Annotated in this window: 17 protein-coding genes; all 17 read left to right on the top strand. The window is 49.4% G+C overall.

What is annotated here, in order from left to right:
- Positions 1-9 precede the first annotated feature (9 nt).
- Positions 10-1,056 (top strand): glycoside hydrolase family 88/105 protein, encoded by a 1,047-nt coding sequence (locus tag M4D81_RS19720; RefSeq protein WP_260067772.1) that lies wholly within the window; start codon positions 10-12, stop codon positions 1,054-1,056.
- A 29-nt stretch (positions 1,057-1,085) separates the two neighbouring features.
- Positions 1,086-3,353 carry a rhamnogalacturonan lyase gene (locus M4D81_RS19715; RefSeq protein WP_260067771.1) on the top strand — a complete coding sequence of 756 codons (2,268 nt, stop codon included), beginning with the start codon at positions 1,086-1,088 and terminating at the stop codon, positions 3,351-3,353.
- Positions 3,354-3,528: 175 nt separating this feature from the next.
- Positions 3,529-4,326, top strand: a complete 798-nt coding sequence (locus tag M4D81_RS19710; RefSeq protein WP_260067770.1) for a polysaccharide deacetylase family protein — start codon at positions 3,529-3,531, stop codon at positions 4,324-4,326.
- 28 nt (positions 4,327-4,354) lie between these two features.
- A complete protein-coding gene (locus M4D81_RS19705; protein ID WP_260067769.1) occupies positions 4,355-5,641 on the top strand; it encodes an FG-GAP-like repeat-containing protein in 1,287 nt (428 codons plus the stop codon).
- 88 nt (positions 5,642-5,729) lie between these two features.
- A complete protein-coding gene (locus tag M4D81_RS19700) occupies positions 5,730-6,665 on the top strand; it encodes a phosphotransferase family protein (protein ID WP_260067768.1) in 936 nt (311 codons plus the stop codon).
- A gap of 237 nt (positions 6,666-6,902) precedes the next feature.
- A complete protein-coding gene (locus M4D81_RS19695; protein ID WP_260067767.1) occupies positions 6,903-7,568 on the top strand; it encodes a TetR/AcrR family transcriptional regulator in 666 nt (221 codons plus the stop codon).
- Between the two features lie 115 nt (positions 7,569-7,683).
- Positions 7,684-8,355: a pentapeptide repeat-containing protein gene (locus tag M4D81_RS19690; protein WP_260067766.1), complete on the top strand. Its 672-nt coding sequence runs from the start codon at positions 7,684-7,686 to the stop codon at positions 8,353-8,355.
- A 98-nt stretch (positions 8,356-8,453) separates the two neighbouring features.
- Positions 8,454-9,683: a serine hydrolase domain-containing protein gene (locus M4D81_RS19685; RefSeq protein ID WP_260067869.1), complete on the top strand. Its 1,230-nt coding sequence runs from the start codon at positions 8,454-8,456 to the stop codon at positions 9,681-9,683.
- A gap of 377 nt (positions 9,684-10,060) precedes the next feature.
- Positions 10,061-10,945: an AraC family transcriptional regulator gene (locus M4D81_RS19680; RefSeq protein ID WP_260067765.1), complete on the top strand. Its 885-nt coding sequence runs from the start codon at positions 10,061-10,063 to the stop codon at positions 10,943-10,945.
- 102 nt (positions 10,946-11,047) lie between these two features.
- Positions 11,048-12,046 carry a phytanoyl-CoA dioxygenase family protein gene (locus M4D81_RS19675; protein WP_071219016.1) on the top strand — a complete coding sequence of 333 codons (999 nt, stop codon included), beginning with the start codon at positions 11,048-11,050 and terminating at the stop codon, positions 12,044-12,046.
- Positions 12,047-12,060: 14 nt separating this feature from the next.
- Positions 12,061-12,855, top strand: a complete 795-nt coding sequence (locus M4D81_RS19670) for a sugar phosphate isomerase/epimerase (RefSeq protein ID WP_260067764.1) — start codon at positions 12,061-12,063, stop codon at positions 12,853-12,855.
- 375 nt (positions 12,856-13,230) lie between these two features.
- Positions 13,231-14,382 (top strand): GntR family transcriptional regulator, encoded by a 1,152-nt coding sequence (locus tag M4D81_RS19665; RefSeq protein ID WP_071219018.1) that lies wholly within the window; start codon positions 13,231-13,233, stop codon positions 14,380-14,382.
- A gap of 39 nt (positions 14,383-14,421) precedes the next feature.
- Positions 14,422-15,240: an MBL fold metallo-hydrolase gene (locus M4D81_RS19660; RefSeq protein ID WP_260067763.1), complete on the top strand. Its 819-nt coding sequence runs from the start codon at positions 14,422-14,424 to the stop codon at positions 15,238-15,240.
- Between the two features lie 41 nt (positions 15,241-15,281).
- The gene (locus M4D81_RS19655; protein WP_260067762.1) at positions 15,282-16,400 is read left to right on the top strand and encodes an extracellular solute-binding protein; all 1,119 of its coding nucleotides are present in this window, start codon (positions 15,282-15,284) and stop codon (positions 16,398-16,400) included.
- An 87-nt stretch (positions 16,401-16,487) separates the two neighbouring features.
- Positions 16,488-17,516 (top strand): ABC transporter ATP-binding protein, encoded by a 1,029-nt coding sequence (locus tag M4D81_RS19650; RefSeq protein ID WP_260067761.1) that lies wholly within the window; start codon positions 16,488-16,490, stop codon positions 17,514-17,516.
- Positions 17,513-19,222 carry an ABC transporter permease gene (locus M4D81_RS19645; RefSeq protein WP_260067760.1) on the top strand — a complete coding sequence of 570 codons (1,710 nt, stop codon included), beginning with the start codon at positions 17,513-17,515 and terminating at the stop codon, positions 19,220-19,222. The genes M4D81_RS19650 and M4D81_RS19645 overlap by 4 nt, the downstream gene beginning before the upstream one ends.
- Positions 19,223-19,456: 234 nt before the next feature.
- Positions 19,457-20,383: a DUF2268 domain-containing putative Zn-dependent protease gene (locus M4D81_RS19640; protein ID WP_260067759.1), complete on the top strand. Its 927-nt coding sequence runs from the start codon at positions 19,457-19,459 to the stop codon at positions 20,381-20,383.
- Positions 20,384-20,552 lie beyond the last annotated feature (169 nt).

The following is a 20,552-nucleotide window of genomic DNA, read 5'->3' as shown; positions in this document are numbered from 1 at the left end:
CTTTGCAAATTGAAGTTAACTATCGCTAATGCAGATCTGAAGCTAGCTGTCGAACGAGTAGCAGACTACACCTTCGGCATGGATCTGACTTGGGACTGGCCGTGCGGCGTCGCTTATTACGGGATCAGCCGTGCCTTTGAAGTGACTGGCGAGCAAGCATATTTGGAACGGATGATAGAGTGGTGCGATGAATATATCGAAGCAGGACTTCCGGGATGGACGGTCAACACATGCTCGATGGGACATATGCTGCTTACCCTTTACGAACAGACGAAGGATCAGAAATACCTCAATATCATCATGAGCAAGGTGGACTATCTGGAGAACAACGCCCTGCGTTTCGGTGACGGTGTGCTCCAGCACACGGTGTCGGCTAAAAACGATTTTCCGGAGCAATGCTGGGCGGACACCCTGTTTATGGCGGGATATTTCCTATTACGCGCAGGTGTGGTGCTTGGGGAGAAGCAGCTTATTGACGATGCACTTCATCAGTTTTATTGGCATATTCATTATTTGCAGGACGAGAATACCAGCCTGTGGTATCACGGATATAACCACCTTAATAAGGATCATATGTCAGGAATGTATTGGGCGCGCGCCAACGCTTGGGCGGCCTATACGATGTCTCGCGTGGGACATGTGCTGCCGCAAGCTTACCTGTACCCTCCATTTATGCATATTATAAGCTCGCTGCGAGACCAGCTTGCCGCCATCAAAAAGCTGCAGAAAGACGACGGCCTCTGGGGCACCGTGCTCGACTACCCGGAAGCTTATGGCGAGGTGTCAGCCACGGCTGGCATTGCCGCGGCAATGGTGATGCAGAATAATCCGCTTCATGCCAAACATGTAGAGCTGGCGTTAAAGGGCGTGCTGGCTAATATTTCCGATCGCGGACGGGTGCTTAACGTATCCGGTGGAACTGCCGTCATGAACGATATCAGGGGTTATCTCGAAGTGGATAAAAAATGGGCCCAGGGCTGGGGGCAGGGACTTGCGCTTGCCTTACTTTCCGCAGTTATCGAAATGAACAACACGGGAGAACAGGATAACGGATAGATGTTCATATTAAGGAGGGGTGTCGATTTATGAAAACCGTCCATGAGCAGCACAAGTTTGATGCACAGAAGACATCCGGGGTACAAATGGAATTTCTGGACCGGGGGTTGGTTGCAGCAGCGACAACAGAAGGGATTTTTCTCAGCTGGAGATTGCTCGGGAATGAAGTGACCGGTTATAGCGGTAACGGAATGATCGGCACCAATTTCAACCTGTATCGTTGTGGCGACTTTATCGCAGCTGTTCATGACAGCACCAACTATTTGGACCCCAGCGGGACGTTAACATCGGTTTATTATGTTTGTGCCGTTGTGGACGGACAGGAAGTCGACCGATGTGCCGATGTCACTCCCTGGGTGGGTCCATACTATGAATTAACTCTGCGAAAACCGGCTGACGGTGTCACGCCAACTGGCCAAATTTATACATACGCGGCAAATGATATGAGCGTCGGGGATGTAGATGGCGACGGTGAGTATGAGTACTTTGTAAAATGGGACCCGTCCAATGCAAAGGATGTATCGCATTCCGGCTACACCGGTCCGGTATATATCGACTGCTATAAGCTGGACGGAACTCTCCTCTACCGGATTGGGCTTGGAGTGAACATTCGGGCGGGTGCTCACTATACACAATTTCTGGTGTATGATTTTGACGGAGACGGAAAAGCCGAGTTGATGTTCAAGACAGCACCCGGTACAAAGGTCATACGGTACGATCAGGAAGGAAGAGTATCCTCCGAAACCTATATAACCATGCCTATGGAGGATGTGGCTGCAGGGTATAGTCATCAGGACGACTATCGAATGTCCAGCGCGAACTACTATAAGCATATTGTCCATATGTTTATGAGCTGGCACTTGCATGAAGAGGTAGTGACAGGCTGTTGGCCCTCTACGCTTGAAGAATGCTTTGGGATTGAGCGTCGCTATAAGTATCCATTGTCACAGGAGGATGCGGAGCGGCTGGCCGATTATTTTCTTGACGTATACGCTCCCGGCCGGAGCGGGCGCAACAACTTGCGGTCATTCGAGGGCTTCATTCTTGAAGGGCCAGAATATTTAACCGTGTTCCATGGACAAACAGGCGAAGAATTGGAGACGATCCCCTATAAGCCGGGGCGGCATGATGACGGTCTGATGTGGGGGGATTATGCTTGGAATCGCATCGAGCCCGGAAACCGCGTGGATCGATTCCTAGCAGGAGTTGCCTATTTGGACGGGAAAAAACCGTTTGCGATCTTTGCTCGCGGTTATTATACCCGGGCTGCCGTCGCAGCTTATTCCTGGGACGGCACGCGCCTTAAGGAGCACTGGTTGGTTGACAGCGGCTGGGTTTCGATGAATAATCCTTTTCATGATACGCTCCGTCTGGAGGACGGCCGGAATGAGAACTTTGGCAGCCTCGCTAAACAAGGGGCGCATTCCTTAAGCATTGCAGATGTGGACGGAGACGGCTGCCATGAAATTATTTACGGGGCGGCGACCATCGACCATGACGGATCCATTTTATACAGCTCCCGGGCCGTAATGCCTCCGGAAAGCACGGAGCCCGGTAAAATCGCCAAGCTTGGTCACGGCGATGCCCTTCATGTAGCGAACATTGATCCAGACCGGCAGGGATTGGAGATTTTCATGGTGCATGAAAGCGGTGCCTCGGGACCATACGGATATACGCTGCGTGATGCGTCAACCGGCGAGGTATTATACGGTGGCTTCGCCACCGATGACGTAGGGCGCGGGATGATCGGGCAAGTTGATCCGAACCAAAGGGGTCTTCAAACATGGTGCAGCGAGGGTTATGAAAGCGATGGAGCATTCGGCTTGATGACATGTAGAGGAGACCAAATGGCAAAACAGATTCCGGGCACGAACATGAGCATCAAGTGGTCGGCCAACATGACAACACAGATGATAGGCGGCCGTTTCAACGAGCCTGTTACAATCGATGATTGGAAACAAGGCAGGCTGCTTACGGCAGAAGGTGCAGTTACCAATAACGGAACGAAGGGAAATCCTTGCCTTGTCGCTGACGTTTTCGGAGATTGGAGAGAAGAGCTGTTAGTACGAACAAAGGATAGCTCGGCGATTCGGATCTACCTGAGCACTGAGGTAACCGACCGGAAATTGTATACGTTAATGCATGATGCCCAGTACAGAACCGGTGTCGCATGGCAGAATGTGGTCTATAACCAGCCCTGCTACACAAGCTTTTATTTTGCTTCCGATATCGATTGGGCGAAGGTCCCTACCCCAAATCTATATTTACCTCGTGTATGTATACGTGATCGCAACTGATGTTCCCGCGGGTGGTCATCCATGTTTGTTGACTTGTTTGTTGGGGCAAATGATCTGTTTAAGTACAGGCCGCTTCTCAGTGAAACCAGGTTATCCGTCAGTTGCGCTCCACTCATTGCCGAAGGGAATTTACAGTATGCTTGCTGTGGAGTATATACGCTAAGGAGGAAACAGGATGGCGAAAATTTTGATGTGCTTTCCGGAAGGGCGGCACAAAGCGTTAACGATGAGCTACGACGACGGCCGATTCGCCGATCGGCGGCTGGTAGACACGTTTAACCGATATGGGCTTAAAGGAACTTTTCATATCAATTCCGGACTGCTCGGAACGCATGACAAGGTGGGTACAGATGAGGTCAAAACGCTCTATACAGGTCACGAGGTGTCGGCACATACGCTGACTCATCCTACGATCGCTCGCTGCCCGAACGAGCAAATCGTGCACGAAATCATGGAAGACCGGCGAAATCTGGAACGTATCGTGGGTTATACGGTGCGTGGGATGTCGTATCCGAACGGCTCTTACAACCACAGAATCAAAGAAATGCTGCCAGGTCTCGGCATGGAGTATGCCAGAGTCGTTGACAGCACTGGACATTTCGGAATGCCGGATGACTTTTTGGAATGGAAGCCGACATGCCACCATAATCGTGACCTGATGAAGCATGCGGAAACCTTCGTCAGCTTGCACAAAAAGCAATATCTGTATCTGATGTACGTATGGGGCCACAGCTACGAGTTCGATAACGATAACAATTGGGAGCTTATGGAAAAGTTCGGCGCCTATATTGGGGGCAATCCGGACATTTGGTATTGTACGAACATTGAGCTTGTCGATTACGCCAAGGCATTCGAAAGGCTGAAGTTTGCAGCTGACTTGGATTTTGTTTACAACCCTTCAGCGTTAAACGTCTGGTTGAACGTGGACGGAGAGATCTTCGAAGTGAAAGGCGGCGAGTTAATCAAGTTTTAATAAGAAGAGAGGAATGGAGGGAAGTTGGATGAACCAAGAGATGATCAAAGAACCTATACTCATCGGCAAGCTGGATATACGGGCGGCAGGTCCACGCTGTAAAATGCTGCTCGGCGACTTAAACGGAGACGGCCGGATGGAGATGCTGCTCGTGCAGCCCGACAACCGCCAAGACGTGCGTTATATTCCCCATCAGGTGCAGTGCCTCACTGCGTTTGATCTAGAGGGGGATCTGCTCTGGCAAACGGGGAAGCCGGATCCGGGAGCAGGCAGCCAAGGATCGGATTATCCGGCACAAATAGTCGATATCGATGGAGACGGCCGGTTGGAGGTGCTATGCGTTATGGGTAGCCGACTCGTTGTCATCAATGGGCACGACGGAAGCGTTAGATCGTCCCATGAGCTTCCGGACCCTGAGGCGCACGACTGCATTATCATTGCGAATTTGACAGGCAACCCGAATGGGCGAGATTTCATTCTTAAGGATCGTTATCATCGCATGTGGGCTATGGACCGGAACTTCAATTTGCTCTGGATGCACGAGGGCAACCCCGGCCACTTCCCTTGGGCATATGATTTGGATGGTGATGGATACGACGAAGTGATGGCCGGCTATACGCTGCTGGACCATGACGGCACGCCGTTATGGAGCTGCCGTGATTTGGATGATCACGCCGATTGCATTTGGATCGGTGATGTGAATGGCGACGGAGAGCCTGAGCTTGTAATCGGAGGCAGCGTAACAGTCATGTATGACCGTTACGGCAAGGAATTATGGCGCTACGAAGGCTCAATCGAGTCACAGCATATCGCGCTCGGGCGCTTCCGAAGCGACTTGCCGGGAATGCAAATTGCCGGGCTGGATCGAGTCGTGAGAGAGGACGACGGGAAGGGCTTAATTGGCAAGGACGCCTTGTTCCTGCTTGACAGCAGCGGACAAGAGGTGTGGAAGGAAGACCGCAAGACACCCGGCTGGCTTACGATTATCGAGCCTTTGAGCGGGTGGGCGGATGGCGCGCCAGACTATATTTTGGCATACCGGCGCGGTGGGGGCATCTTCCCGACATTGTATGACGGTCATATGAACGCGGTTGTGGAATTTCCTTCCGAGGGCTATGCCGTCCATGCTGACCTATGGGGCAGCCATACAGAGCAAGTCATTATATACAGCAGTGAAACCGCGTCCATATATTCGAGCATGCCTGCGGATCTGAGCGAGATCCCTTCGGGTATTCCGCTGTCACAGCCGAAACGCTTGTCCTGCTCGACATTGTATCCGGGCGGGGAGGTTCCCCCAGCTATCTCATTAAGTTAACGCACAAGGATAGTTTAGTTATAAACGTACTTTCCAAAAAAAGTGTGGTAATCTATTCGAAATACGACACTTTAGAGGGTGAAAAACTGTGGGAGACTCTGTAGCTGCACAAGCAGAACGAATTGCAAGCGATTTTCTTCATGAAGAAATAAAAACATCTTACCAGATCATAGGAAAAGGCATCGTAAATCAGGTTTTCGTAGTTGAAACAGAGAGTCGTAAAGTCGTAGTTCGCATGAACGACTCAGCTGCATTTCCAAGCTATGTGAAAGAAAAATGGTGTATTGAACAAGCTGCCGCAATTGGTATTCCCGGACCTGAAGTGTTGACTATTGGTGTAATTGATGAAACCGCATATATGATTCAAGCTTTCGTTGAGGGAGACAACGGGGCAGATAGTACGGTTCTCAAGACCGATGTTTGGAGGCAGCTTGGCAAATATGCCAAACTTATTCATTCGATCCCAGTGAAGGGATATGGGGAAAATCTAATAGATCCGGTCCATGGTGAGTTTCATTCCCCTTCCCACGCAGGATCGGACGGCAGTTGGCTAGGATATGTGCAGTATAATATCAATAGTTTGACGGAGAATGATCGGTTGATTGAGCTTGGAGTAATTAATCATACGAAATCGCAGAGAGTGCGAAAACTGTTTGAGAATTTGAAGAAAGAAAGGTTCCGTTTCGGTTTAATCCATGGAGACTTTTCATTGAAGAATACGATTATCAATCAGTCGGGACAAGTCATATTATTGGATTGGGGCAATGCAGAAGTAAGAACGGTACCGCATGGGGATATGATTTGGCTGATGCGGTGCCAAATGCTAGACGGAAATCCAAATATGGAAGAATTCAAAGCATTTCTAGACGGGTACGGCATAAGTGCAGAAAACCTAGCTGATATGAGACATTTGCTGCTATTAAGCGCGTTCGATAACCTTCGATGGGCCATTGATCGAAATCCGGATCTGATCGAATCCTATGCTGCGTTCGCAAAAAAAGTTGTTGAACTGATGATGGACTAGCAGAGATTGAAAGATGAATTTGTATCAAACAGAAACCCCGCCTAGTCTGGTGTGGTTTTTTTTTGTCTGAAGATGGTGGTATAGCCGCGTATCCGCGCCTTCTATTGAATACAGAAGCCAATAACACTGGGCAATGAATAACTAAAATCAAATAAACTTCAAAAAGGGGGTTGACAGCAAACGGATGATTGGATATATTTGTTACATACCAACCGAATGTATGAAAGGAGAGGGCAAGTGGCACGAAATAAATATCCGGAAGAAACCATCAACCAAATTCTAACCGTGGCGCTTAATCTGTTCATGCAAAAAGGATACGAGCAAACCTCCATTCAGGATATCATCAATGAACTGGGTGGGTTGACAAAAGGAGCGATTTATCATCACTTCAAATCGAAGGAAGAGATCTGGCAGGCCGTCATCGATCATGCGTTCAAAGGCGTTGACGAGATGCTGTCCGGCATCCGGGATGATAAAGGGCTGAACGGACTGGAGAAGCTCCGCAAGATTTCCCAAGCCTCTCTCGACAATGCTGCCCGTAACGAACTGGCATCGGTGGGGCCGAACCTCTTGCGCAATCCGAAGCTGCTGGCGGCCCAGATCGAGAACATCCTCGAAAATGCCGTACCCGTCTATATCCAGCCCATCATCGAGCAGGGAATGCGAGACGGCTCGATTCGAACCGACTATCCAAAGGAGCTTAGCGAAGTCCTAGTGATTCTCACCAATATTTGGCTAAACCCGGAGGTCATTGAGGCTTCGCCCGAGATGATGCTGCATAAGGTAAGATTTTTCGATGAAATATTGAAAGGCCTGGGGCTTGATCTGTTCGATGAGCAAATGTATCAACGATACGAGGAATTGTTTCGAGTGTCAGCGAGAGAAGTCAGCAAAGAAAACTAAACTGCCGAAAGGCAGCTTATTTTCACACCTATTCATACCAACGGTTGGTATGAATAGGTGATCCGGATTCAAAGTGATAGTTCGAAAACTAATTATAAGGGAGATGTGGATATTCATGAATCAAACCAAAACCTCTAACTCGCAGGAACGGCAAGTAGTGACAAACTTTAACGCAAGCAATCTGGCGAAAAGCGACTTTGCAGGAGTTACGGCCCATAATGGACAGTTTAAAAGCAGCTCGCTCTCCGGTTCCGACTTTTCGGGCGCTGATTTGACCGGCAGTTCGTTTAAGAGCAGCGATGTACACGGTACCCATTTTGACGGCACGAATCTGACGGACTGCAACCTGTCCACCCTTGACCTGGCCCATGCAAGCTTCAATAAAACGGTTCTTGTGCGCACCGACTTCAGTAAGTCGAGGTTCGCCGGCGCAAAATTCCTGGACGCCAAACTGACCGACGTCAATCTGACGATGACCGATCTTAGAAACACCATCTTTGAAAATTGTATGTTCGACGGGGTAGATTTCACAAATAGCGATCTGACAGGGCTGGTGTTTGACGGCCAAACCTTCATCGGCGTCAAGTTTGACAAAGCAGGGTTGAACGGCGTTTCGTTCAAGGGCGCGGTAATCAAGAATTCGTCTTTCCAAGGATCGTTGTTGTCCAAGAAGTATTACCGTGCCATCAAAACCGTCTGCTTTGACGGCGCAACGATGGATAAGCTGACCTATGCGGCGCTTAAAGGCCTGGAGGCTGATTTGTCCAAGGTTACGGTTATTTATTAAGACAAATGGAAAACGCAAAGCCGGGCGAAAGTGTAGTTTAAAACAATGGGATTTACAAAAAAAATTAAAGTGAGGGATATCAAATGAATGAGATTGCAATGGGACATAGCAACAAAGGATTTACTGAAAAAGGGCTGCGCAAAATGCGCGACGTGCTGGCAAGGCATGTCGATTCTGGAAAGATTCCAGGGCTCGTCGCCCTAGTCAGCCGGAACGGGGAGACGCACGTTGAAGCGATCGGTACGATGCGCCATGACGGTGGCGCTTCGATGCGCCGGGACACGATCTTCCGGATGGCGTCCACTTCCAAGATGGTCGGAGCCGCGGCGGTGATGGTCCTGCTCGACGAGTGCAAGCTGCATCTGGATGACCCGGTAGATAAGTGGTTGCCCGAGCTCGCCAACCGGCAGGTGCTGAAACGGCCCGACGGCCCGCTGGACGAAACCGTGCCGGCACGCCGGCCGATCACCGTCCGGGACCTGTTGACTTCTACGTTCGGGCTCGGAGTGGATATGACACTAATGGGCTCTCCGATCCAAAACGCGATCTTCGAGAATGGATTATTTGACACGCCAGGGCAGGAGATGCCTGAGCCGGATGAATGGATGCGCCGCCTGGGTACGCTCCCGCTATGCTATCAGCCCGGAGAGCGGTGGCAGTACCACATGAGCAACGAAGTGCTCGGCGTACTCGTTGCCAGGGTCACGGGTCAGACATTCGAGACGTTCCTGCGCGAACGCATCTTTGAACCGCTGGGGATGAAGGATACCGGCTTCTACGTGCCCGAAGGCAAGATTGACCGGCTGCCGCCCGCCTACGTCCCTGATCCGCAGACCGGAGAGTTCATCGTGTGGGATGAGGCGGCAGGCGGACGCTACAGTAAGCCGCCAGCATTCCAAGCAGGCGGGGGCGGACTGCTCTCAACCGTCGACGACTATGACGCGTTTTTACGGATGCTGCTGAACCAAGGGATGCACGGGAACGAACGGATATTGTCCCGGCCCGCCGTCGAGCTGATGACCACGAACCGCCTCACGCCCGAGCAGCAAGCATTCCGAGACGACTTGGCCAAAAACAACGTCCATTTGTCGCATGGCCAAGGGCAGCACGGCGGCTGGGGCTTCGGGATGGCGGTACGCACCTACCGCGGCGACTATGCTTCCATCGGCCAGTTCGGCTGGGACGGTGGAAGCGGCACCTCGGCGTACGCCGACCCGGACAAACAACTCACCGGAATCCTGCTCACTCAAGTCGGAATGTCCACCCCGGATTCGGCGCATCTTATCCACGACTTCTGGACCATGGTCTATCAGGCGATAGAAGACTGATACCGAGCCAGGGCCTGATACGTCCGCCATCAACCCACGACATCTAACGGTCAGCCGCCCTGGTGGCCGAACCATCGATGTTTCCACCATTGGTCTTGGCCCTGTTTGCCAAGAGTAGCCTAGCCAGATCCGGTAGATGGATCGATAATAGGAAAAGTCTGGACTTCATTTTATAAGCAAGAAAGAGCCATTTGACAAGAAAAAATACGCTAAAAAGCCGCGAAGCTGCGGCTTTTTGTGCTTTAACGATAAATGTTCTTGTTAAAACCCCATATATACTTAGTCGAATATGAAAAGAAGATATATGGTTAACCATAGACCTTTGGTACAATCGATACAACAACAGACAAAAGCAGGGAGGAAGGCGGTAGAGAGGAATGACTGAGCAAGAATGGCCGGTAGTTCATAACGTCGGCGACATTATTATCCAGGCCGGTTTCATACTCGGTCCGAGAACCATTAACGATTACGAACTGGTTTACTTCCCCGACGGTTCTGGAACAGTCTATGAGATAGGCGGTCAAGCCTTTCTATTAGATGAGCCTTGTTTCATCTTCACTCGTCCAGGAGAACAGCATTCATATCGTTTCTGCGCGGAGAAGAATGTGCGGCATATGTTCGTCCACTTTGACTATGCAGCTCTTCGGGAAGAGAATGAAAGGTACGAGTCACTGTTTAGCCAGGGCAATCGGTTTCCCTCCAACCAGCATACGCTTGTTGCTGGTATGATGCAGAAGATGCTTTGGATTGCGAATCACCAATCTCCTTATTGGCGGAGACGGCTGGCTGTTCTTGTTGCCGCTTCGCTTGAAGAACTGTCGTCTTACTCTGGATGTCCAGATGAAGGGAGCGTGCTCCCCTTGCCAGTCCCTATTCAACAGGCACTGGAATTCATGGAGGAGCATCTGGGCGAGCCTATTACCATCGAAGAAATCGCGGCGCGATCCGGATGGTCGCATGAGCATTTCACCCGCGTGTTCGTTGTGTCCCTGGGTATGACGCCGAAACGTATGCTGCTGGAAAGACGGCTGCGCCGCGCAGAGTTATTGATGTTGAGGGGAGCAGGTTCGGTCAAACAAATTGCCTTTTCGGTTGGCTTTGGGGATGAGCACCATTTCTCTAAAATGTATAAACGGATTCGGGGTATAACGGCCTCTGATTATATAAAACGCTGCAATGATCCATTATTTCGTCATACGGCCGACCTCTTGGATTCGCGCACACCTTACCCGGTTAATCGTTATATCCTAGTCAAGCCCTAGATCAAATAAACACATCGTTTTCCGGTTTCAGACCATTGAGAACACGATTGTGGCGCGGCTACAATGAATGTGTACATTCATAATGACGGAGGGATTCAGATTATGGGTAAATTTTACGTCCCGAAATCACGCGCCAGGGACAATCGTTATTTGGTTAGTGTGAAGGAATATACGAACTATCACAAGGAAGGCTATCTGATTGTTAGAGGCTTGTTGTCAAAAGATGATATCGCCGAATTGTTTGAGCTGGCGGAGGATTCTAGGCTCAACCGTCTTCAGCCGGACAAGACGGCGGATGCTGGCAGCACGGATCCTCTCAAGGAGGAATTCGCGAAGGCGACACGGATTCATATGCTGTCCCGGCTGAATGCGGCGGCTGAGCGAGGCATGCTCCATCCACGAATTCTTGATGTGACAGAAGCACTGATCGGCCCCGACGTCTATGCTCTTCAGTCCATGCTCTTCCTGAACCCGCCTGGGAAGGGAGGTCAAGGCTGGCACCAGGATTCCTGTTACATCAAGACGCATCCCGATACACTGATTGGAGCGTGGATTGCGCTGGAAGAAGTGGATGAGGAGAATGGCTGCTTATGGGTCGTTCCGGGGTCGAATCACGAACCTGTGTATCCGCCTGATGGAATCGGTGGAGGGAACGTTCATGCAGTGGATGCGTTTGAGGATTTGAACAGGGTCCAGAACGTCAGCCATATAGACGATAATGTGAATACGCTGTCAAAGGTAGTCGCGGGCTATCCGCCGCCAATCCCGGTTATTCTGAGCCCGGGTGACGTGCTGTTTTTCCATTCACACCTGTTCCACCGCTCTTATCCCAATCGAACTTCGGACCGTTACCGCCGATCTTATGTGTGCCATTACTGCAACGCCCGGTCTTGGGTTCCTTGGGATCATGACGGATTCGAAGGGGATTCGGGTAATTACCGCCAAATTCTTGCGCGCGGAAGCACGCATCTCCCGTACGCCGAGCCTGTATTCGGTACCGAGGTGTTCTTATCTGATGAGGAAGAAGATTCGAATAGCGTGACCATGATGGGAATGGACAATGGCATGATGATGCCGATGGGGATGACGAAGGACGATTAAATCTAGGGAGGATTATGATGAAGCTGCAATTATTTCATGCTTTTTGGGGCATGGAGGGGACATTAAGAGAGAAATTCGAGCGAGCTTATCTGAACGGCTATCAAGGTATTGAAACAGGGCTTCCGAATGATGCTGACAAGAATGAATTTAAGGAGCTGCTGCAAGAGTTCAAGCTGTTATATATCCCTCAGATTTCAACTTATGGCAATCATAAGGAAGTTTATCATGAACAATTGGAGCATGCATTGGAGTTTTCGCCGATCTTCGTAAACTCCCAAACCGGTAAAGATTACTTGACTGAGGAAGAACAGTTTTCACTTTTTGAGTTCGCTTTAAGCATGGAAAAGAAGCTGGGCGTTGACGTGGCGCATGAAACCCATAGAGGACGCGCCATGTTCACTCCTCGCGCAACCGTGAAGCTGCTGAAACAATTCCCGGAATTGAAAATCACGGCGGATTTCAGCCACTTTACCTGTGTCTGCGAATCATTGCTTCATGATCAAGAAGAGGATCTGGCCTTTATGATTAGGCGGACTAAGCATACTCATGGAAGAGTGGGATATGTTAACGGACCACAGGTTCCTCATCCGGCAGCACCTGAATATGGGGAGGAACTGGCAAGGTTCGAAGGCTGGTGGGAACAGATTTGGGCGCATTGCAGCCAAGCAGGCAAGCCGTACTTCACGGTAACCCCTGAGTTCGGTCCGGTCAGCTACATGCCTCGCATTCCATTTACAGGAGAACCTGTGGCCGATTTGTTTGAGATCAATCACTGGATCGCGGACCGCTTTAGGCAGAAATACAGCTAGACCAAGGGATTATGCAGTCAGAGAACTTATAGACTTTAATGGGCAGTGCGTGAACGGGGATCAGGTTAAAAATAGCCGCCAGGCTTAGACTGGCGGCTATTTTGTGTACCATTTGACATTTTTACTCGGGGTGAGGCATTATCCCATTCATTTGCTAACGATTATGGTGAAATCACCGATTTAAAGCTCTAATATGTGAAGCGAATCATATATCACTGATATGTATTACTTGATATAGGAACGCAGAATTGCGATTTAACATAGAATTTACGAGAATTTTACATATATATCATTGAATATGTCAGTGACATAACTTAACGTCAAATTAGATCCCTTGCGGATACGAGTCGACTCAATGATTTGAGGGATAATTTGATGAAAGATGTACGTTTGATTAAACAGAATCAATTATATCACCGGGTGGCTGATCAGGTGATCGAGATCATTAAGAGCCGCAGGCTGCGGCCCCATGATCCGGTTCCATCCGAAGGAGAGCTTGCCAAGCTGTTCGGCGTGAGCCGAATGACAAGTAAGCTGGCGCTTCAAAAGCTGGCCGAACAGGGATTGGTGTACCGCCTGCCCCGAAGAGGGACCTTCCTTGCCCAGCCTCAAGAAGGATTGATGGTTGATGCAGGGATTTCTACCCAGGGCACCGTGGCGGCGCCGAACGTGGAGAGGCCGTTCGGACAGGTCGCGCTCATCTTGCCCCATTTGTCCGATTACACTTCCAGGATTATCGCCGCCGCCGAGGCTGAAGTGCGAAAGCACGGGTGCGACCTCATTCTGAAAATGACGAAGGATTGCGACGATGAGGATCTCTGTCTGGAGAGGTTGGCCGAAGGAGGAATTACCGGTATCATTCTGTTTCCCCAGGGGCGGAAGACCTGCAGCGATCAAGTATTGCGATTAAAGCTTCGCAAACTGCCGCTGGTGATCATCGACCGTATTTTTCATGAAGTGGAGATCGATTGCGTGTATCACGACCACTATATGGGTTCTTATCAAATGACCAAGTATTTGATCGAGAAGGGGCACCGGGAAGTCGGATACACTTCGAACGCGATCGATCATATCACAAGCAGGAAGGAGCGGTACCAAGGCTATATCCAAGCGCTGCTCGACCATAAAATTCCGGTCAAGTACCAGAACATTCATTTTCGAAGCGTCGCTTGCGATACCAGACGTATTAATGAGCTCGATCCGGAGCAGGAGCGGTTTATTCAGGACAACCCCCGGATGACGGCCATCATGTGCGGGGATGACCATGTCGCCATCTCGACCATTCATACCGCATTGCAGATGGGTATTCCGGTTCCTGAAAAGCTGTCCATCGTCGGCTTCTCCGATATCCAGTTAGCGGCATATATTCCAACCCCGCTTACGACGGTTCGACAAGATACCGAGAAGCTTGCTCGATCGGCCGTTGAATTGCTGATGAAACGCGTTGGCAACTCCAACGAGAATCCAATCACCATTAAAATTCAAACATCGATTGTAGAACGACAATCCGTTCTGTCCAGGACCTAAAATGGATCACTACAGTTTGCATGGCAAGGAGAAATGACTTTGAAAATTCACTTTCTAGGAACCGCAGCGGCAGAGGGCTTTCCCAATGCATTTTGCCGCTGCGAGCATTGTACCAAGGCACGGGAACTTGGTGGAAAAAATATCCGTACACGAACTTCGGCCATCATGGACGATGTAATCAAATTTGACTATTCCCCGGATTCCTATATGCAGGCGCTGCGGGACAATATCGATCTGGGGGCAATTGAGCACCTGCTCGTCACGCATTCGCATTCGGACCATTACAATGCTGCGGATCTGGAATGCCGCAGGGAAGGGATTGCGCACGGCCTCCAGCATCCGATGCACATCTATGGGAATGGTACCGTGATGCATCACACGCGTGCCGCCATCGGCCGCTTTGAAGGTCAAAGGTATCAATTCCATCTGTTGCGCCCGTATGAGACCTTTGCTATGGGCGATGCAAGGGTAACACCATTGCTGGCCGATCATGACCGGATGGAAACCTGTCTATTATACGTGATTGAAAAGGAAGGAAAAAAACTGCTGTACGGGCATGATTCGGGCTGGTTCCCGGATGCGACTTGGGCATGGTTAAAGGGCAAAAACCTGGATTGCGCCATCCTCGACTGCACGCATGGATATACAGGGAATGCCCGCGACCGCAATCATATGTGCGTGGAAACGGTGCTGGAAGTCCAGCGCGAGTTCCAAAAAGAAAATATCCTGAAGCCTGAAGGCCAAATCGTCGTCACACATTTTAGCCATAATTCCAAGCTGCTACATGAGGATTTTGTCCGTATCTTCAGCCCCGCCGGGATTTTACCGGCATATGACGGGTTGATCATCAACATTTAAACCAAACAAAATGACACGATCAAAGGAGAGTTAAGGGAATCATGAGAAAACTTTCAATGGCACTACTTCTCATTATGTGTGTGATTGTTTCGGCTTGCGGAGGCGGCAGCAATGCCGGCAATGCAAACGGTGGCACTTCGGAGTCCGGAGCGTCGGCCGGAACACCGGCTTCATCGGAATCGTCGTCTACGGAACCAGACCAGAATGAAAAGCTGATCGTGTACACGAATGCGAACTCTGACGGCCGCGGCGAATGGCTGATCGAGAAAGCGAAAGGTGCGGGCTTTGACATCGAAATTGTCGGAGCGGGCGGCGCCGACTTGACGAACCGCTTGATTGCCGAGAAGAACAACCCGATCGCGGACGTCGTATATGGCTTAAACAATATGCTTTATGAGAATTTGAAAAAGGAAGACGCTCTGGCTAAGTTTGTTCCAAGCTGGGCCGGCGATGTTGAGCAGGGCTTAAACGATCCGGAAGGCTACTATCATGGTCTTGTGAAGCAAGCGATTCTCCTTGGTTATAACCCGAACGAATTCACGGCCGATACCGCGCCAAAAGACTGGACGGATCTTTATAAGAACGATGCGTACAAAGGGAAGTACGAAGCTCCTACGCTGCTTGGACAAAATACGCCTCGCCTTATTGTAGCGGGGATTCTGACCCGCTTCCAAGATCCAAATGGTGATCTCGGCATATCCGAGGAAGGCTGGAATGAAATTCAGCAATTGTATGACAACGGCGTCAGCGCAGTCGAGGGCGAAGACTTCTATGCCAATTTGGCCAGCGGTAAAACGCCGCTAGGAGCGCTCGTCTCCGGAACCCTGCAGCAGAAGGAAGAGCAATATAACGTGAAAGCAGGCATTGTCAGCCCGGAAATCGGCGTACCTATGGTCGTGGAACATGCGGCAATCGTGAACGGAACGAAGAAGCAGGCAACGGCGGAGCGGTTCGTGGAATGGCTCGGATCCAGCGAAGTTCAAGGGGGATTTGCGGCTGAGTTCAATGCCATGCCGGCAAATACGAAAGCGGTTGAGCAAGCCAATGAGTCCGTCAAGGAACTGTTTACTTCGTTAAAACCACAAGATTTCGATTGGGCTTTTATTGCTGAAAACATGGATCTGTGGGCGGAGAAAATCGAGTTGGAGATTATGCATTAAGTAACGGAATGGAGTCAAGCCGGCTGCATGTTGGGGATGCCAATATGCAGCCGTTCATTCAAGTACAACAAAAAGGAAGAGAATAATATGATTACATTCCAGAACGTTGATATTAAATTCGGTGAATTTCATGCGGTCAAAAACCTTAATTTGCATATTCATGAGGGGGAATTCTTCACGTTTCTTGGTCCTTCGGGCTGCGGGAAGACGACAACCCTTCGCAGTCTGGTCGGGTTTATTATGCCTACGAGCGGACAGATCCTGCTCAAAGACGCCGACATTACCCGCTTGCCGATCGAAAAAAGAGAGATCGGGATGGTATTTCAAAGCTATGCGCTGTTTCCAACGATGAATGTGTACGAGAATATCGCTTTTGGCTTGCGAGTCAAGAAATTACCCAAGGCGGAATTGGATCAGAAGGTTCGGGACATTGCCCGGAAGGTTGATTTGAAAGATGATCAGCTGTTCAAGAAGGTATCGGAACTATCCGGCGGCCAGCAGCAGCGCGTTGCGATTGCCAGGGCGCTGGTTTTAAAGCCGAGCATCTTGGTACTGGACGAACCTTTATCCAACTTGGACGCCAAGCTGCGGGTACAGCTGCGCAATGAGCTGAAACAATTGCAGAAAAAATTCGGGATCACAACGATATATGTCACGCACGACCAGGAAGAAGCGTTAACGCTGTCCGACCGGATCGGAGTATTCAATCATGGAGTCCTGGAGCAAGTGGGCACGCCCATGGAAGTATACAATCAATCCCAAACGGAATTTGTGTGCAATTTCATCGGGGATATTAATCGGATCGATCCGCGGATGGTAGAGAACAGCCGGTTGAATGATGTTGTTCAGCCGGGGAATATCGCCTATATCCGCAACGAGAAGGTAAGTCTGCAGCCCCTGCAGGGTATCGATACGGTCCAATTGAAAGGCAAGATCGCGGACCGGGAATTTTACGGTTTATACAGCAAGTACGTATTGGAGATTGCCGGCGGCGGACGGTTAAAGACCATCGAAATAGAAAGCAGGCTCGTCCATCATGAGGTCGGCGACGATGTTGACATCTATCTCCCGACCCGCGATATTTTGCAATATCCGATGAGGGAGGGCGAAGCATGAATGCCCGGAACCTGAGCACCCGGCTGGCTTCCATAAACCCTGTCTCGATCCTTTTATACGGGTTGATTGTCTGGTTTGTCATTGCCTTTCTGATTTATCCGAACTTGAATATTTACGGCGAAATTTTCATGAAGGACGGCAAATTTACGCTGGAAGCGGCAGAGAAACTGCTGTCGTCCGAACGCGCGATGCGAAGTTTATATAACAGCTTTATTCTCGCTTTTTCCCTAGTTATTACGGTAAATGTGGTGGGGATTACGCTGGTTTTGATTTCGGAATATTTCGATATCAAAGGCGCGAAGATTTTGCGATTGGGTTATTTTACGACCCTGATTTACAGCGGAGTCGTGCTGGTGTCCGGCTATAAATTCGTCTATGGCGAAGAGGGGTTTATGACCAAGCTCCTGGTTCAATTATTCCCTTCTTTTAATACGACATGGTTTCACGGCTACTGGGCGGTTCTATTCGTCATGACGTTCGCCTGCACGTCCAACCACTTCCTGTTCCTGAGCAATGCGATTCGCAAAATCGACTTTCAAACGGTGGAGGCCGCGAGAAATATGGGGGCGTCTACTTGGTATATCCTCCGGCGGGTCGTGCTCCCGGTCCTGAAACCTACGATCTATGCGCTGACGATTCTGACTTTTCTCACCGGCCTGGCTGCCACGTCCGCGCCGCTTATCCTCGGAGGTAAGGAATTCCAGACGATCACGCCGATGATTCTGACGTTCTCGAGAAGCATGACGTCAAGAGATTTGGCTGCGCTGCTGGCCCTTATTCTCGGAGTGGCCACACTGGTGTTGTTGACTGTGATGATCCGATTCGAACGTAAAGGCAACTTCATGTCGGTCTCCAAAGTCAAATCGGAGCTGGTTAAACAAAAAATCCGCAGCAAATCGGGGAATTTAGCCGCTCATATTTTGGCTTACGGCCTGTTTGTTCTCTACATCGTTCCGGTTGTGCTGATCATCATCTTTTCGTTCACCGATGCGGCCAGTATCTCTACCGCCACGTTGAATTTGAACAGCTTCACGTTGGATAATTACATTCAAGTATTTTCATCCATGTCGGCATTCAAGCCTTATCTCGTAAGTATTCTATATGCCGCAGCTGCCTCGGTCATTGTTGTCGCAATGGCGCTGGTTGCGTCAAGGATATTGCATAAATATAAGAACAAGTGGGCGCTTGCCCTGGAATACGCATTGCTGATTCCGTGGATTCTGCCGTCAACGCTGATTGCGATCGGACTGATCGTAACCTTTAACACGCCGAAGCTGATGATCGGGAATACGGTGCTGGTTGGCACGGTCTGGATGCTTCTGATTGCGTATGTCATCATCCATATTCCTTTTACCCTGCGAATGGTCAAGGCCTCCTTCTTCAGTTTGGACAGCAATTTGGAAGACGCTGCACGGAATTTGGGTGCCAAACCGTTTTATACGTTCAGAAAAGTATTGCTGCCGATCATTCTGCCATCGACGCTAGCTGTTCTTGCCTTGAATTTCAACGGAATTTTGGCCGATTATGACGTAACCGTGTTCCTCTATCATCCTTTGTATCAGCCGTTAGGAATCGTCATCAAGAACAGCACGGATGCTCAGGCGCTAGCGGATACCAAAGCGTTGACCTTGGTTTATTCGGTGATATTGATGATCATGTCCTCCGTTACTTTATATTTCGTATATGGAAGAAACAGCAGATCTTGAGTGGCCGGGTTAACGTGCCACAAAGTGACTTGCTCGGCATGCATTACCAAAAATGAACAAGGATCGAGTTGAATGACTTGGGAGCAGATGATGCCGCGGCAGCTGCTCCCTTTTCCATTTGAGGTAAGAGGGTAATAATTGAATATATCTATAGTTGGTGTATCATCGTTGTCTTCTTTTCAAATATGATGTTTGTGTATTATCTCTACGAATACATAACTAGGAGTGTGAGAAATGAATATTAAATCACTGCGCTCAGATCATATTTATCAAAAAGTTGCTCAAGCTTCGCCCGAGGAAAAGCTTGAATTGTTCAGAAACGAAATGATGGCTCCCTTTATGAAACAATGGCAGATTCAACAGATTCCTTTTAAAGCTGAAGAGGCGAATGGTTTTGACGTTATTACGTTTAATAGTATGATGCATCGATCCCCAGATCAGATTACCCCTCAGATTTCAGCAGAGATCGAGCTGATTTCGTCCGAATCATTTTGGTTAGAGTGTGAGCATGCTGTGAAGAAAAGCCTGCATCTATTTGCAGAGCATGAAATTAACCTCCCTGTAACCGACTATTTGTTTACGATTCAACTAGGGAATCCGAAAAGCCGTGCTTTAGTAATAAACGAAGGATATAGCGGCTTTGGGGGCATTCCCGGGTTTATCTGGGGTACACTCTTGCCAAACGATTACACGATTCCTCGAATGAAGGCTTCGCTGGCGCACGAATGCAACCACAATGTGCGTTATCAATTTATTCAGTGGGATCACACCGTTAATTTGGGCGAGCTCATTGTAAGTGAAGGATTAGCTGAAAACTATGCTACGTTCATGTTTGGGGAAGAATTACTCGGTCCCTGGGTAACGAAAACTAACGCAGAAACGCTTAACATGCGCATAAAGCCTGTGCTTAGAGAGAAATTGCATTTAACGGGGTTTGATCAATTTGCTCCTTATCTTTACGGTGACGAGATCGCAAAACTTCAAAACTTTACACCGGTCAACATGCCTTATAGCGCCGGATACGCTTGCGGATATCATTTAATCCAATATTATTTAAGAAAAACAGGAAGAACGATTTTCGAGGCTACAATTACGCCTGCCGCTCAAATCCTTGACGAAGTGAAAGAATTTTGGCATGAAGAAACCATGATTAGCTGGTAAGATATTGTTCAGAATTTTAGCATTTAGCTTCAAGCTTCAATACAATTCGTTATCCCATGCAACTGTTCGTATCAGAATGAATTGCCGAGGGTACAGCCACTAGAATGAGCGATAATCAGCATATGCCATGATTCGTATTTCCAATACGTGATCAAGAGGAAGTATGTAG

This window comes from Paenibacillus sp. p3-SID867, from assembly GCF_025142895.1.
Lineage (GTDB): Bacteria > Bacillota > Bacilli > Paenibacillales > Paenibacillaceae > Paenibacillus_AQ.
This window is presented reverse-complemented; position numbering and strand designations above follow the sequence as displayed.